Below are 15,304 nucleotides of genomic sequence, written 5' to 3'. Positions count from 1 at the left end.
ATGGGCTCCTTCTTACTTCTTGGACGGGGACTTGGGCCGCTGCGGGCCACCCTTGCGCTGGCCGGACTGGGCCTTGCTGCGGGTGCCGGAGCCGGGCTTCTGGGGCTGCTTGGCAGCAGCGGGCTTGGTGTCCTCCGGCTCGTCGGACTTCTCCAGCGACGGGGAGTCACCTGCCTGCTTGGTCCCGCCGGACTGACGCTGGGCCTTGGACTGGCGCTTGGGCTGCTGGCGCCGGCCCGCGGCGGCGGTGGCCGTGGTGGTGGCCGCGCCCTCCTCGGTCTGCGCCGCGGCCTGGGCCGCGCTCTGCGTCACGGTGCCGTCGGTCTGGGCGGCGAGGCCGGCCTTGTTCAGCGCGTTGACGAACTTGCGCTCGAACTCGTTGCGGTCGCGGCCCTTGGCGACGATCGCCTTGACGATGGCCTTCTCGCTGCGCCGGCGGATCTTGCCGTGCTGCGTGACGTGCTTGGTCAGCCGCTCCAGGTAGGCGGCCTGAGCCTTGGAACCCGGGGTCGGGTTGTTGCGGATGACGTACATCTGCTGGCCCATGGTCCACACGTTGGTGGTCAGCCAGTAGACGAGGACACCGACCGGGAAGTTCACACCGAAGACGGCGAACATGACCGGGAAGACGTACATCAGCATCTTCTGCTGCTGCATGAACGGCGTCTTCACCGTGGTGTCGACGTTCTTCGTCATCAGCTGGCGCTGCGTGTAGAACTGCGACGCCGACATCAGCACGATCATGATCGCCGTCACGACGCGGACGTCGGTCAGCGAGGCGTGCAGCGCGGCGACCTGGTCCTCGCTGCTGAAGAACTTGGAGGCCAGCGGGGCGCCGAAGATGTGCGCCTTTCGGGCGCTCGTGAGCAGGCCCTCGTCGATGACGCCGATCTGCTTGCCCGACGCGATGCCGTTGAGCACGTGGTACAGGGCGAAGAAGAACGGGGACTGCGCCAGGATGGGAAGGCACGAGGAGAGCGGGTTGGTACCCGACTCCTTGTACAGCTTCATCATCTCTTCCGACTGGCGCTGCCGGTCGTTCTTGTAGCGCTCCTGGATCTTCTTCATCTCCGGCTGGAGCGTCTGCATCGCGCGCGTCGCCTTGATCTGCTTCACGAAGAGCGGGATCAGGCAGATGCGGATCAGGATCACGAGGGACACGATGGACAGGCCCCAGGCCCACCCCGTGTCAGCGCCGAAGATGGCGCCGTACACCGTGTGGAACTGGACGATGACCCATGAGACGGGTGTCGTGATGAAGCTGAAGAGGCTGGCAATCGTGTCCACTAATCATGCTCCTTGGGCATGGGACGAGGTCTCTGCGGCCGGGCTCGAAGGAGACTCGGGAACAAGCTTCGCTTCGGTGGCCGGTTCGGCGGCGGAGGGCCCGCCCCTGCGTGCACGCCAGGCGTCGCGCAGCATTTCGTGCCACCGCGGGCGCTTGCGCGGCGGGACGTGGTCCACACCGCCGAGCGACCACGGATTGCACCGGAGGATGCGCCAGGCGGTGAGTGCCGTTCCCTTGATCGCACCGTGCCGGTCGATGGCCGTGTAGCCGTAGTGGGAGCACGACGGGTAGTACTTGCACACCGGCCCCAGCAGTGGACTGATCGTCCACTGGTACAGCTTGATCAGAGCCAGCAGTGGGTACTTCATCGCGCGCCCCCTCCCAGCAGCCGCTGAAGGGCGGCATCCAGGTCTCGGGCCAGCTGTGCGTGGTCTGCGTCGCCCGCTCCGGGCAGCGCTCGTACGACTACCAGGCTACCGGGGGGAAACAGGGCGACTCGGTCACGCATCAGATGGCGCAGTCTGCGCTTCACTGTGTTGCGCACGACCGCACCACCCACGGCCTTGCTCACGACGAAACCCGCACGCGTCGGGGGAGCGCTCTCCCCTGGCGCGTGCGGGTCCGTGGCACCGCTACGAAGGTGGACGACGAGGGTCGGACGTCCGGCCCGACGACCCCGTCGTACCGCGGTCGCGAAGTCCTCGCGCCGCCTCAGCCGGTTCTCGGTGGGCAGCACGACGTCATGACCTGATCGGGATCAGGCGGACAGGCGGGCGCGACCCTTGCTACGGCGGGACGCGAGAATCGCGCGGCCGGCACGGGTGCGCATACGCAGCCGGAAGCCGTGGGTCTTCGCGCGACGACGGTTGTTCGGCTGGAAGGTGCGCTTGCTCACTCGGGGGCTCCAGAAAGAATCGGTAGTGGCGGGGTGCCGTCCTGGCTGTCACCGTGCGCCCACGAGTAGCTCGCTCACGCCCGAGTGCACCGCTTCCCGATCACCTGACGTGATCTGTGCCCATCGGAGGCAGGCGGCAGCAGCCATCGACAACTCGACCTGGTTACGGTACGCGGGGCCGCGCCATCCGGTCAAACCGAGGGTCGCCGAGAGACACTGTCCACAGGCTGGGGACAACAACTTGAACCGCACCCGCCACGCTGACTACCGTGGCTGGACTCCGATTCGTTCCCTTGTCCCCACCCGAGCGGGATTGCCCCCCGCCCATCCGTCCCGGATTCCGTCCCGACCCGTCCGCGAACCACACGTTCGTGGGACCTGTGAGAGAGCGTGCCCTGTGGCTGACGTACCTGCCGATCTTGCCGCAGTGTGGCCACGAGTACTCGAGCAGCTCCTCGGGGAGGGCCGCGGACAGGGTGTCGAGGCGAAGGACGAGCACTGGATCCGGCGCTGCCAGCCGCTCGCGCTGGTGGCGGACACCGCCCTGCTCGCCGTACCGAACGAATTCGCGAAGAACGTACTGGAGGGCCGTCTCGCGCCGATCGTCAGCGAGACCCTGAGCCGTGAGTGCGGCCGGCCCATCCGCATCGCGATCACCGTGGACGACTCGGCGGGCGAACCGCCGGCGCCCGCGGCACCCCCCGTCCAGCAGGCGCCCAAGCCGCGCTACGAGGAGCCGGAGCTGCCCTCCGGGCCGTACGAGGGCTACGGCCGTCACCGCGGCGCCGACCAGCTCCCGGGCAGCGAGCCGCGCTCCGAGCAGCTCCCGCCCGCGCGCCAGGACCAGCTGCCCACCGCCCGCCCGGCCTACCCGTCCGAGTACCAGCGCCCCGAGCCGGGCGCCTGGCCGCGCCCCGGGCAGGACGAGTACGGCTGGCAGCAGCCCCGGCTCGGCTTCCCCGAGCGCGACCCGTACGCCTCGCCGTCGTCCCAGGACTACGGCTCCGGCCCGGACGCGTACGGCGCGCCGGCCCCGGACTACCGCCCGCAGGGCATGGACCGGCCGCCGTACGAGCAGCAGCGCGGCGAGTACGACACCCCGCGCGCGGACTACGAATCGTCCCGCCCGGACTACGACTCCGCGCGGCCCGAGTACGACCCGTCCCGGACCGAGTACGACCAGCGCGACCCGGTCCGCCGTGAGCTGCCCGAGCCGCCGGCGCACCGCGGCGGCACCGGCCGCCCGGACGTGTCCCCGGCGGGCGGGCCCGGTCCTCTGGGCGCGCAGTCGGCGCCGGTCGGCGGCCAGGGCGAGCCGACGGCACGGCTGAACCCGAAGTACCTGTTCGACACGTTCGTCATCGGCGCCTCCAACCGGTTCGCGCACGCGGCGGCGGTGGCGGTCGCCGAGGCGCCGGCGAAGGCGTACAACCCCCTGTTCATCTACGGGGAGTCGGGGCTCGGCAAGACGCATCTGCTGCACGCCATCGGGCACTACGCGCGCAGCCTCTACCCGGGCACGCGTGTGCGGTACGTCAGCTCGGAGGAGTTCACCAACGAGTTCATCAACTCCATCCGCGACGGCAAGGGCGACAGCTTCCGCAAGCGCTACCGCGAGATGGACATCCTGCTCGTCGACGACATCCAGTTCCTCGCGGACAAGGAGTCGACGCAGGAGGAGTTCTTCCACACCTTCAACACGCTCCACAACGCCAACAAGCAGATCGTGCTCTCCAGCGACCGGCCGCCCAAGCAGCTGGTCACGCTGGAGGACCGGCTGCGGAACCGTTTCGAGTGGGGTCTGATCACCGATGTCCAGCCGCCCGAGCTGGAGACGCGGATCGCGATCCTCCGGAAGAAGGCGGTCCAGGAGCAGCTCAACGCCCCGCCGGAGGTGCTGGAGTTCATCGCCTCCCGGATCTCGCGCAACATCCGTGAGCTGGAGGGCGCGCTGATCCGGGTGACGGCGTTCGCCTCGCTCAACCGGCAGCCGGTGGACCTGGGGCTGACGGAGATCGTCCTGAAGGACCTGATCCCCGGCGGCGAGGACTCGACGCCGGAGATCACCGCGACGGCCATCATGGCGGCGACCGCGGACTACTTCGGGCTCACGGTCGACGATCTGTGCGGCAGCTCGCGGGGCCGCCAGCTGGTCACGGCCCGGCAGATCGCGATGTACCTGTGCCGGGAGCTGACGGATCTGTCGCTGCCGAAGATCGGCGCGCAGTTCGGCGGGCGTGACCACACGACCGTCATGCACGCCGACCGTAAGATCCGTGCGCTGATGGCCGAGCGGCGCTCGATCTACAACCAGGTCACCGAGCTGACCAACCGCATCAAGAACGGCTGACACCGGCCGTACGGCGACGCCGAGGGCGCCCTGGGAGGTATCCAGGGCGCCCTTTCGCATGCCGGCGCCCGATGCCGTGGCTGGGCGGCGGTGGGGTCGCTCACCGGTGCCCGCCGGGTGCCGCTGCGCCCACCCGTGCCGCCCCGGGGGCACCGCCCAGGCCCTTGGGCACCGGGGGAGGCACGACTGCCCGCAGCCACGACTCGTCATCCGGTGTTCGATTACTTGCCTGGTTACGGCCACTCTCCACAGATTCGGTGACTTTCTTCCGTCCACATCCTGGGGACTGTGGAGTTGTCCCGAACTGCGTCCACAGGGAAGCTGGCCTCACGGCGTCCACCCAGCTCAGGGGGCTGTGGAATCGTGGACGAAGGATCTCCACAGGCTGTGGAAAACATGGAGATCCCCAGGCTGTGTACGAAGTTGTCCACCGGTACCCCACAGGCTGGGGGCGGTTGTCCCCAGTGATCGGCGGCTTCTCCACATGGCTGTCCACTGTTCGGCAACCCGACGCACCCGCTCACCGCGTCGAGTGAAAGCCGTCACAGGAAGCTGCCGGATTGGGGTGTGGGAAACCTGGGTATTCCTGGGGACACAGCTGGGGAGAACTGCCCTCAGCCTGTGGGCGATGTGTGCAGAACTTTCTGTTCTCCACAGACAGCCCAAGTTGTCCACTGCCTCCACCCACAGGGTCGGTGGACAAAAAAGCCGTGCTGAGCTGGGCAAACGTGGTTATCCACGGTATCCACAGGCCCTACTACTACTCCCAACTAGAGAGAGCTCGGCAATCGCTTTGAAGCGGGGGCTGTGCACAACTCGCCGTCTCGCGTCCGGCTGCCCCTCGGACCGACTTGACCCCGACGGGCACCTACTGTCAGTGCCGTGCGTCAGACTGGTCCCCGGTGTCCTTCCCGTCCCAGTGGGCGGTGACACCGAGTCGGAGGACTCAGTAGCAACAGCAGGAGGCGGCTTACGGTGAAGATCCGGGTGGAACGCGACGTACTCGCGGAGGCAGTGGCGTGGGCTGCACGCAGCCTCCCGGCCCGTCCGCCGGCGCCTGTCCTCGCCGGCCTGCTGCTGAAGGCCGAGGACGGCCAGCTGAGCCTGTCGAGCTTCGACTACGAGGTCTCCGCACGGGTGAACGTCGAGGCGGAGGTCGAGGAGGAGGGCACCGTCCTCGTCTCCGGCCGGCTGCTCGCCGACATCTCCCGCGCCCTCCCCAACCGGCCGGTGGAGATTTCCACAGACGGTGTACGGGCGACGGTGGTCTGCGGTTCCTCGCGGTTCACACTCCACACCCTGCCTGTGGAGGAGTACCCGGCGCTGCCGCAGATGCCGAACGCGACCGGCACCGTCCCCGGCGAGATCTTCGCCGCCGCCGTCTCCCAGGTGGCCATCGCCGCCGGCCGGGACGACACGCTCCCGGTGCTCACCGGTGTGCGTATCGAGATCGAGGGCGACACGGTCACCCTGGCCTCCACCGACCGCTACCGCTTCGCGGTCCGCGAGTTCCTGTGGAAGCCGGAGAACCCGGACGCCTCCGCCGTCGCCCTGGTCCCGGCCAAGACGCTGCTGGACACCGCGAAGTCGCTGGGGGCCGGGGACAGCGTCACGCTGGCGCTGTCCGGCTCGGGCGCCGGTGAGGGCCTGATCGGCTTCGAGGGGGCCGGGCGGCGCACGACGACACGTCTGCTCGAAGGCGACCTGCCGAAGTACCGGACGCTGTTCCCGACCGAGTTCAACTCCGTCGCCGTGATCGAGACCGCGCCGTTCGTGGAGGCCGTCAAGCGCGTGGCCCTCGTGGCCGAGCGGAACACGCCGGTGCGGCTGAGCTTCGAGCAGGGTGTGCTGATCCTGGAGGCCGGTTCCAGCGACGACGCACAGGCTGTGGAAAGGGTCGACGCGCAGCTGGAGGGCGACGACATCTCGATCGCCTTCAACCCGACGTTCCTGCTCGACGGCCTGAGCGCGATCGACTCGCCGGTGGCGCAGCTGTCGTTCACCACGTCCACGAAGCCGGCGCTGCTGAGCGGCAAGCCGGCCGTGGACGCGGAGGCGGACGAGGCCTACAAGTACCTGATCATGCCGGTGCGGCTCAGCGGCTGATCGTTTTCCACAGGTGTGCACAGTGCCGGGCGCCCGCTGTGGGTGCCCGGTGCCGTGAGGGGCGGCGGTGTCTCCGCATGTGAGCGGCTATGCCCACAGCTGTGCATGAGCGTCCGGGTTTAGGCTCGGCTCGGCACTCAGGTGCCTCTCACGCCACACAGCGACCTAAGGAACACAACTGATGGAGCTCGGTCTCGTCGGCCTCGGCAAGATGGGCGGCAACATGCGCGAGCGGATCCGCCGCGCGGGCCACACCGTCATCGGATACGACCGCAACGCGGACGTCGCGGATGTCCACAGCCTGGAAGAGCTTGTGGGCAAGCTCAGCGGCCCGCGCGTGGTCTGGGTGATGGTCCCGGCCGGCGAGCCCACCCAGTCGACCATCGACCAGCTGGCCGAGCTGCTGGAGCCCGGCGACGTGGTCGTGGACGGCGGCAACTCCCGCTGGACGGACGACGAGAAGCACGCCGAGGAACTGGCGGCCAAGGGCATAGGCTTCGTCGACTGCGGCGTCTCCGGCGGCGTCTGGGGCCTGGAGAACGGGTACGCGCTGATGTACGGCGGCGACGCCGAGAACGTCGCCAAGGTGCAGCCGGTCTTCGACGCGCTGAAGCCCGAGGGCGACTTCGGTTCGGTGCACGCGGGCAAGGTCGGCGCGGGCCACTTCGCGAAGATGGTCCACAACGGCATCGAGTACGCCATGATGCAGGCCTACGCCGAGGGCTGGGAGCTGCTGGAGAAGGTCGACTCCGTCACGGACGTCCGTGAGGTCTTCCGCTCGTGGCAGGAGGGCACCGTCATCCGCTCCTGGCTGCTGGACCTGGCGGTCAACGCCCTCGACGAGGACGAGCACCTGGACGGCCTGCGCGGTTATGCACAGGACTCCGGTGAGGGACGCTGGACTGTGGAGGCCGCCATCGACAACGCGGTGCCGCTTCCCGCGATCACCGCGTCGCTGTTCGCGCGGTTCGCCTCCCGGCAGGAGGACTCGCCGCAGATGAAGATGATCGCCGCGCTGCGCAACCAGTTCGGTGGTCACGCCGTAGAGAAGAAGTAATCCACAGGGTCGCTCCGCGATCCACAACCCTGGGGGAGGTCGGCGCACGACCATGCACGTCACGCATCTTTCGCTGGCCGACTTCCGCTCGTACGCCCGGGCCGAGGTTCCGCTCGACCCGGGCGTCACCGCCTTCGTCGGCCCCAACGGGCAGGGCAAGACCAACCTCGTGGAGGCGGTCGGCTATCTGGCGACCCTCGGCAGCCACCGGGTCGCCTCGGACGCGCCCCTGGTCCGCATGGGCGCCGAGCGGGCCGTCGTACGGGCGCAGGTGCGGCAGGGCGACCGGCAGCAGCTGATCGAGCTGGAGCTGAACCCGGGCAAGGCCAACCGTGCCCGCATCAACCGGTCCTCGCAGGTCAGACCGCGTGACGTGCTGGGGATCGTACGGACCGTGCTGTTCGCGCCCGAGGATCTCGCGCTGGTGAAGGGGGATCCGGGCGAGCGGCGGCGGTTCCTCGACGAGCTGATCACCGCGCGCTCGCCGCGCATGGCCGGCGTGCGCTCCGACTACGAGCGGGTGCTGAAGCAGCGCAACACCCTGCTGAAGACGGCGGCGCTGGCCCGGCGGCACGGTGGGCGGTCCATGGACCTGTCCACGCTTGACGTGTGGGACCAGCACCTCGCGCGCGCGGGTGCGGAGCTGCTGGCCCAGCGGATGGATCTGATCGCGGCGCTGCATCCGCTGGCCGACAAGGCGTACGAGCAGCTGGCTCCCGGCGGCGGTCCGGTAGCGCTGGAGTACAAGCCGTCCGCGCCGGGCGAGGCGCACACGCGCGAGGACCTCTACGCCCAGCTGATGGCGGCACTCGCCGAGGCGCGCAAGCAGGAGATCGAGCGGGGTGTGACCCTGGTGGGCCCGCACCGGGACGACGTGATGCTCAAACTCGGTGAGCTGCCCGCCAAGGGGTACGCCTCGCACGGCGAGTCCTGGTCCTACGCCCTCGCCCTGCGGCTGGCCTCCTACGACCTGCTGCGCGCCGAGGGCAACGAGCCGGTGCTGATCCTGGACGACGTCTTCGCCGAGCTGGACGCCCGCCGCCGGGAGCGGCTGGCGGAGCTGGTCGCGCCCGGCGAGCAGGTGCTGGTCACCGCCGCCGTGGACGACGACGTACCTCATGTGCTGGCCGGCGCGCGGTACGCGGTGGCCGGCGGGACGGTGGAGCGCGTATGAGCACGGACGAACCCGCGCCGGACGGCCGGAAGAACGGGCCGGACAACGCCCGCAAGAGGACGGAACCCTCCGGTGTCGACCTCGCGCGCGTGGCGTTGCGCGCCGCGAAGGAGCAGGCACGCGCGCGTGGGGACGCGGCGCGGCAGAAGAAGCAGGCGCGGCGCGGCGGAGGTCTGCGCTCCGGGGCGCGCGCCGACGGCCGCGATCCGATGGCGCTCGGCGCGGCGATCAACCGGCTGATCAACGAGCGCGGCTGGGAGACCCCGGCCGCGGTGGGCGGGGTGATGGGCCGCTGGCCGCAGATCGTCGGCGACGACCTGGCCAAGCACTGTGTGCCGCAGCGGTACGACGAGGACGAGCGGGTGCTGACCGTGAGTTGCGACTCGACGGCCTGGGCGACCCAGCTGCGTGTGCTCGCCCCGGCGCTGGTGGCCCGGCTCAACGAGGATCTCGGGCACGGCAGCGTGCGGATGATCAAGGTGCTCAATCCGGGCGGCCCGGCCCGCCGCTACGGACCGCTGCGGGCTCCGGGGAGCACCGGACCCGGCGACACCTACGGCTGACGGACCGACTCCGCGCAGGTGACGTACCTCACGTCGGGAGGTTCCTCAGGCGTGCCGTCGTACCTGCGTACACAGCTGTGGATCACCGCTCGACCGGCGCCGGCTCCCCTTCTGACCCCTCAGTAGCCAAGGGTTGACGGCTCGAAGCGCTGAGTGCCGCCGTGAGCCCCTTGGAGCCCCCATCCGCATATCGGGACCCGGCCGAGACCGGTTGAGGGCGGCACATGGGGGCTCAGGTGCCCGCAAACCCCCATCGATGTCAGTGCTACCGGTAGACTGGAAGACAATCCCGCCCCAATGTGGGGACCGCCCGGGAAAAGCTGAGCAACGCTGATCAAGGCTTACCAACGCAACATGCCGCAGCCGCTCCGGCAACCTGCCGACGAGCCCGGCTCGTGCTGTGCCAGAAAGGGCGCTTCGTGGCCGATTCCGGCAACCCCAACGAGAACATCCCGTCCACCGACGCCGGCGTGAACGGCGAGGCCACGGAAGCCGCCGCGGCCTCCGCCTCCTACGACGCCAGCGCCATCACCGTGCTCGAAGGGCTGGACGCGGTCCGCAAGCGGCCCGGCATGTACATCGGCTCCACGGGCGAGCGCGGTCTGCACCACCTGGTGTACGAGGTCGTCGACAACTCGGTCGACGAGGCGCTGGCCGGCTACGCGGACACCATCGACGTGACGATCCTCGCCGACGGCGGCGTGCGTGTCGTCGACAACGGCCGTGGCATCCCGGTGGGCATCGTGCCCTCCGAGGGCAAGCCGGCCGTCGAGGTCGTGCTGACCGTGCTGCACGCGGGCGGCAAGTTCGGCGGCGGCGGGTACGCCGTCTCCGGCGGTCTGCACGGTGTGGGTGTGTCCGTCGTGAACGCGCTGTCCACGAAGGTCGCCGTCGAGATCAGGACGGACGGCCACCGCTGGACGCAGGACTACAAGCTCGGCGTCCCGACGGCCCCGCTCGACCAGCACGAGGCGACGGACGAGACCGGCACCTCGGTCACCTTCTGGGCCGACCCCGACATCTTCGAGACCACCGAGTACTCCTTCGAGACGCTGTCCCGGCGTTTCCAGGAGATGGCGTTCCTCAACAAGGGCCTGACGATCCGGCTCACCGACGAGCGCGAGTCGGCGAAGGCCACCAGCGGTGCGGACGAGGCGGGTGCCGACGAGAAGGCCGAGGTCAAGACCGTCACGTACCACTACGAGGGCGGCATCGTCGACTTCGTGAAGTACCTCAACTCCCGCAAGGGAGAGGCGGTGCACCCCACGGTCGTCTCGCTGGAGGCCGAGGACAAGGACAAGAGCCTGTCCCTCGAGGTCGCCATGCAGTGGAACAGCGGCTACAGCGAGGGCGTGTACTCCTTCGCGAACATCATCCACACCCATGAGGGCGGTACGCACGAAGAGGGCTTCCGGGCCGCTCTGACGTCGCTGATCAACAAGTACGCGCGCGACAAGAAGCTGCTCCGCGAGAAGGACGACAACCTCACCGGTGACGACATCCGTGAGGGTCTGACCGCGATCATCTCGGTCAAGCTGAGCGAGCCGCAGTTCGAGGGCCAGACGAAGACCAAGCTGGGCAACACGGAGGCCAAGACCTTCGTGCAGAAGGCGGTCTACGAGCACCTGAACGACTGGCTGGACCGCAACCCGGTCGAGGCCGCGGACATCGTCCGCAAGGGCATCCAGGCGGCCACCGCGCGCGTGGCGGCCCGCAAGGCCCGTGACCTGACCCGCCGCAAGGGCCTGCTGGAGTCGGCGTCCCTGCCGGGCAAGCTCTCCGACTGCCAGTCGAACGACCCGACCAAGTGCGAGATCTTCATCGTCGAGGGTGACTCCGCCGGCGGCTCGGCCAAGTCCGGCCGCAACCCGCAGTACCAGGCGATCCTCCCGATCCGCGGCAAGATCCTGAACGTCGAGAAGGCCAGGATCGACAAGATCCTGCAGAACCAGGAGATCCAGGCGCTGATCTCCGCCTTCGGCACGGGTGTGCACGAGGACTTCGACATCGAGAAGCTCCGCTATCACAAGATCATCCTGATGGCGGACGCCGACGTCGACGGCCAGCACATCAGCACCCTGCTGCTGACCTTCCTGTTCCGCTTCATGCGGCCCCTGGTCGAGGCCGGGCACGTGTACCTCTCCCGCCCGCCGCTCTACAAGATCAAGTGGGGCCGGGACGACACGGAGTACGCGTACTCGGACCGCGAGCGCGACGCACTGATCGAGCTGGGGCGGCAGCGCGGCAAGCGCGTCCGCGAGGACTCGATCCAGCGCTTCAAGGGCCTCGGCGAGATGAACGCCGAGGAGCTGCGGGTGACCACCATGGACCAGGAGCACCGGGTCCTCGGCCAGGTCACGCTCGACGACGCCGCCCAGGCCGACGACCTGTTCTCGGTCCTGATGGGCGAGGACGTCGAGGCCCGACGCGCGTTCATCCAGCGCAACGCCAAGGACGTCCGCTTCCTCGACATCTGAGTCGGTCTCAGCTGACCGCACCAGGAAGGATCTTCACCAGCAATGGCCGACGAGAACACTCCCACGACGCCTGAAGAGGGCGGCGAACTCGTGATGCGTGTCGAGCCCGTCGGGCTCGAGACGGAGATGCAGCGCTCGTACCTGGACTACGCGATGTCCGTCATCGTGTCCCGCGCGCTGCCCGATGTCCGGGACGGTCTCAAGCCCGTCCACCGCCGTGTGCTGTACGCGATGTACGACGGCGGCTACCGCCCCGAGCGCGGCTTCTACAAGTGCGCCCGTGTCGTCGGCGACGTCATGGGCAACTACCACCCGCACGGCGACTCCTCGATCTACGACGCGCTGGTGCGCCTCGCCCAGCCGTGGTCGATGCGGATGCCGCTGGTGGACTCCAACGGCAACTTCGGCTCCCCGGGCAACGACCCGGCGGCGGCCATGCGGTACACCGAGTGCAAGCTCGCGCCGCTGTCGATGGAGATGGTCCGCGACATCGACGAGGAGACCGTCGACTTCACGGACAACTACGACGGCCGCTCCCAGGAGCCGACCGTCCTGCCGGCCCGCTTCCCGAACCTGCTGATCAACGGCTCGGCCGGTATCGCGGTCGGCATGGCGACCAACATCCCGCCGCACAACCTGCGCGAGGTCGCGGCCGGCGCCCAGTGGTACCTGGAGAACCCCGAGGCCTCGCACGAGGAGCTGCTGGACGCGCTCATGGAGCGCATCAAGGGCCCGGACTTCCCGACCGGCGCCCTGGTGGTGGGCCGCAAGGGCATCGAGGAGGCGTACCGCACCGGGCGCGGCTCCATCACGATGCGCGCGGTGGTCGAGGTCGAGGAGATCCAGGGCCGCCAGTGCCTGGTCGTCACCGAGCTGCCGTACCAGGTGAACCCGGACAACCTGGCGCAGAAGATCGCCGACCTGGTGAAGGACGGCAAGATCGGCGGCATCGCCGACGTCCGCGACGAGACGTCGTCCCGTACGGGCCAGCGCCTGGTGATCGTCCTCAAGCGGGACGCGGTCGCCAAGGTCGTCCTGAACAACCTGTACAAGCACACCGATCTGCAGACGAACTTCGGCGCCAACATGCTGGCGCTGGTCGACGGCGTGCCGCGCACGCTGTCCCTGGACGCGTTCATCCGCCACTGGGTGACGCACCAGATCGAGGTCATCGTCCGCCGTACGCGCTTCCGCCTGCGCAAGGCGGAGGAGCGCGCGCACATCCTGCGGGGTCTGCTGAAGGCCCTGGACGCCATCGACGAGGTCATCGCGCTGATCCGGCGCAGTGAGACCGTCGAGATCGCGCGCGGCGGCCTGATGGAGCTCCTGGAGATCGACGAGATCCAGGCCAACGCCATCCTCGAGATGCAGCTGCGCCGGCTGGCGGCCCTGGAGCGGCAGAAGATCGTCCAGGAGCACGACGAACTCCAGGCGAAGATCAACGAGTACAACGAGATCCTCGCCTCGCCGGTCCGCCAGCGCGGGATCGTCAGCGAGGAGCTGGCCGCGATCGTCGAGAAGTACGGCGACGACCGCAAGACCATGCTGGTGCCCTACGACGGTGACATGTCCATCGAGGACCTGATCGCCGAGGAGGACATCGTCGTCACCGTCACGCGCGGCGGCTACGTCAAGCGGACGAAGACGGACGACTACCGGGCGCAGAAGCGCGGCGGCAAGGGCGTGCGCGGCGCGAAGCTGAAGGAAGACGACATCGTCGACCACTTCTTCGTCTCCACCACGCACCACTGGCTGCTGTTCTTCACGAACAAGGGCCGGGTGTACCGGGCGAAGGCGTACGAGCTGCCGGACGCCGGCCGGGACGCGCGCGGGCAGCACGTGGCGAACCTGCTGGCCTTCCAGCCGGACGAGGCGATCGCCGAGATCCTCGCGATCCGCGACTACGAGGCGGCGCCGTACCTGGTCCTCGCGACCAAGGCCGGTCTGGTCAAGAAGACGCCTCTGAAGGATTACGATTCGCCCCGCTCCGGCGGTGTCATCGCGATCAACCTGCGTGAGCGGGAGGACGGCAGCGACGACGAGCTGATCGGTGCCGAGCTGGTCTCGGCCGACGACGATCTGCTGCTGATCAGCAAGAAGGCACAGTCGATCCGGTTCACCGCCTCGGACGACTCCCTGCGCCCGATGGGCCGCGCCACCTCCGGCGTGAAGGGGATGAGTTTCCGTGAGGGCGACGAGCTGCTCTCGATGAATGTTGTTCGACCCGGTACGTTCGTGTTCACTGCCACCGACGGTGGGTACGCGAAGCGGACCGCCGTCGACGAGTACCGCGTCCAGGGCCGCGGCGGCCTCGGTATCAAGGCCGCCAAGATCGTGGAGGACCGCGGTTCGCTCGTCGGCGCGCTGATTGTCGAGGAGAACGACGAGATCCTCGCCATCACCCTCTCCGGCGGTGTGATTCGTACGCGAGTCAGCGGGGTCAGGGAGACGGGCCGTGACACCATGGGCGTCCAACTGATCAACCTGGGCAAGCGCGATGCCGTGGTCGGTATCGCACGTAACGCCGAGGCGGGGCGCGAGGCGGAGGAAGTCGACGGCGACGTGGCCGTGGACGAGACCGCCGAGGGCGCCGCGGTCATCGGCACGGACGAGGGTGAGGCGCCCTCGGCCGAGTAGCACGAGGAGTGAGTCATCGTGAGCGGAGCCACGGGCGCCGGATCGGCCGGTACCTCCACGGGTACGGACACGGACGGCGGCGGCCGTGGCTCCGCCGCGAACGGCTCGGGTGCGGGGAGTACGGCCGACCCGCACACGACCAACCTGAAGCCGGTGAAGGTGTCCGACAAGGACTCTTCCCGTACGTCTGGATCCCAGGGGGGAACTGTGACGGACACCCGAGGCCCGGCCGCGGCCGGTGAGACCCGGCCGGCGTCGCCGCTTCCCGGCGAGCGGCACCCGGAGCAGCCCGCGCCGTACCACCCGCCGCAGGCCTATCCGGCGCAGGCGGCCCCGGCGGAGGCGGTGCGCAAGCCGCGTACCGGCGCGCGGACGGCGCCCCGCACCCGCAAGGCCCGGCTGCGGGTGGCCAAGGCCGACCCCTGGTCGGTGATGAAGGTCAGCTTCCTGCTCTCGATCGCGATCGGCATCTGCACGATCGTCGCCTCGGCGGTGCTGTGGATGGTCATGGACGCGATGGGCGTGTTCTCGACGGTGGGCGGCACGATCTCGGAGGCGACCGGCTCCAACGAGGCGAACGGCTTCGACCTCCAGGCGTTCCTGTCCCTCCCCCACGTCCTGACGTTCACGTCGATCATCGCGGTCATCGACGTGGTCCTGGCCACGGCGCTCGCGACCCTCGGCGCGTTCATCTACAACCTCTCCGCGGGCTTCGTGGGCGGCATCGAGCTGACCCTGGCCGAGGACGAGTGAGGCC

General features: G+C 68.9%; 12 protein-coding genes. 8 read left to right on the top strand and 4 right to left on the bottom strand.

The genetic code is table 11. The features are described 5' to 3' along the window. Nucleotides 1–12: 12 nt before the first annotated feature. From yidC to rpmH, 4 genes are read right to left on the bottom strand one after another with little or no spacing between them, the layout of a single operon-like run. A complete protein-coding gene (yidC, locus tag ABZ937_RS26005) occupies nucleotides 13–1,287 on the bottom strand; it encodes a membrane protein insertase YidC (protein ID WP_361695715.1) in 1,275 nt (424 codons plus the stop codon). Between the two features lie 3 nt (nucleotides 1,288–1,290). Next, nucleotides 1,291–1,656, bottom strand: a complete 366-nt coding sequence (yidD, locus tag ABZ937_RS26000) for a membrane protein insertion efficiency factor YidD (RefSeq protein WP_361695714.1) — start codon at nucleotides 1,654–1,656, stop codon at nucleotides 1,291–1,293. Continuing rightward, entirely contained in the window at nucleotides 1,653–2,024 is a 372-nt protein-coding gene (gene rnpA / locus ABZ937_RS25995) for a ribonuclease P protein component (protein WP_078611778.1), read from the bottom strand. The genes yidD and rnpA overlap by 4 nt, the downstream gene beginning before the upstream one ends. A 21-nt stretch (nucleotides 2,025–2,045) precedes the next feature. After that, nucleotides 2,046–2,183, bottom strand: coding sequence for a 50S ribosomal protein L34 (gene rpmH, locus ABZ937_RS25990; protein ID WP_003956500.1), 138 nt, complete (start codon nucleotides 2,181–2,183; stop codon nucleotides 2,046–2,048). Nucleotides 2,184–2,580: 397 nt separating this feature from the next. Here rpmH and dnaA point away from each other — a divergent pair, with 397 nt between their 5' ends. The 8 genes from dnaA (at nucleotide 2,581) to ABZ937_RS25950 (ending at nucleotide 15,300) form a co-directional block, all read left to right on the top strand. Then, nucleotides 2,581–4,533 (top strand): chromosomal replication initiator protein DnaA, encoded by a 1,953-nt coding sequence (dnaA, locus tag ABZ937_RS25985; protein ID WP_361695713.1) that lies wholly within the window; start codon nucleotides 2,581–2,583, stop codon nucleotides 4,531–4,533. 975 nt (nucleotides 4,534–5,508) lie between these two features. Beyond that, nucleotides 5,509–6,639: a DNA polymerase III subunit beta gene (dnaN, locus tag ABZ937_RS25980; protein ID WP_361695712.1), complete on the top strand. Its 1,131-nt coding sequence runs from the start codon at nucleotides 5,509–5,511 to the stop codon at nucleotides 6,637–6,639. A gap of 181 nt (nucleotides 6,640–6,820) precedes the next feature. Then, complete coding sequence (gene gnd / locus ABZ937_RS25975) at nucleotides 6,821–7,696, top strand: phosphogluconate dehydrogenase (NAD(+)-dependent, decarboxylating) (protein ID WP_361695711.1); 876 nt, start codon at nucleotides 6,821–6,823, stop codon at nucleotides 7,694–7,696. A gap of 52 nt (nucleotides 7,697–7,748) precedes the next feature. Continuing rightward, on the top strand, nucleotides 7,749–8,870 hold the full coding sequence (gene recF / locus ABZ937_RS25970; RefSeq protein WP_361695710.1) for a DNA replication/repair protein RecF: 1,122 nt from the start codon (nucleotides 7,749–7,751) through the stop codon (nucleotides 8,868–8,870). Further along, nucleotides 8,867–9,433 (top strand): DciA family protein, encoded by a 567-nt coding sequence (locus ABZ937_RS25965; protein ID WP_361695709.1) that lies wholly within the window; start codon nucleotides 8,867–8,869, stop codon nucleotides 9,431–9,433. The genes recF and ABZ937_RS25965 overlap by 4 nt, the downstream gene beginning before the upstream one ends. A gap of 395 nt (nucleotides 9,434–9,828) precedes the next feature. Beyond that, complete coding sequence (gyrB, locus tag ABZ937_RS25960) at nucleotides 9,829–11,910, top strand: DNA topoisomerase (ATP-hydrolyzing) subunit B (protein WP_361695708.1); 2,082 nt, start codon at nucleotides 9,829–9,831, stop codon at nucleotides 11,908–11,910. A 42-nt stretch (nucleotides 11,911–11,952) separates the two neighbouring features. Then, nucleotides 11,953–14,547 (top strand): DNA gyrase subunit A, encoded by a 2,595-nt coding sequence (gene gyrA, locus ABZ937_RS25955; protein WP_361695707.1) that lies wholly within the window; start codon nucleotides 11,953–11,955, stop codon nucleotides 14,545–14,547. An 18-nt stretch (nucleotides 14,548–14,565) separates the two neighbouring features. Then, complete coding sequence (locus ABZ937_RS25950) at nucleotides 14,566–15,300, top strand: DUF3566 domain-containing protein (protein ID WP_361695706.1); 735 nt, start codon at nucleotides 14,566–14,568, stop codon at nucleotides 15,298–15,300. Nucleotides 15,301–15,304: the final 4 nt, after the last annotated feature.

The sequence above is a fragment of the Streptomyces sp. NPDC046727 genome, from assembly GCF_040645635.1.
Classification (GTDB): domain Bacteria; phylum Actinomycetota; class Actinomycetes; order Streptomycetales; family Streptomycetaceae; genus Streptomyces.
The sequence above is the reverse complement of the archived record's forward strand: the minus strand, read 5'-3'. Positions and strand labels throughout refer to the sequence as shown.

What these genes read in the sequence shown, in the direction of transcription:
- yidD (WP_361695714.1), bottom strand. Translation starts at nt 1,656, where the DNA reads ATGAAGTACCCACTGCTGGCTCTGATCAAGCTGTACCAGTGGACGATC.
- gnd (WP_361695711.1), top strand. Translation starts at nt 6,821, where the DNA reads ATGGAGCTCGGTCTCGTCGGCCTCGGCAAGATGGGCGGCAACATGCGC.
- recF (WP_361695710.1), top strand. Translation starts at nt 7,749, where the DNA reads ATGCACGTCACGCATCTTTCGCTGGCCGACTTCCGCTCGTACGCCCGG.
- ABZ937_RS25965 (WP_361695709.1), top strand. Translation starts at nt 8,867, where the DNA reads ATGAGCACGGACGAACCCGCGCCGGACGGCCGGAAGAACGGGCCGGAC.
- gyrA (WP_361695707.1), top strand. Translation starts at nt 11,953, where the DNA reads ATGGCCGACGAGAACACTCCCACGACGCCTGAAGAGGGCGGCGAACTC.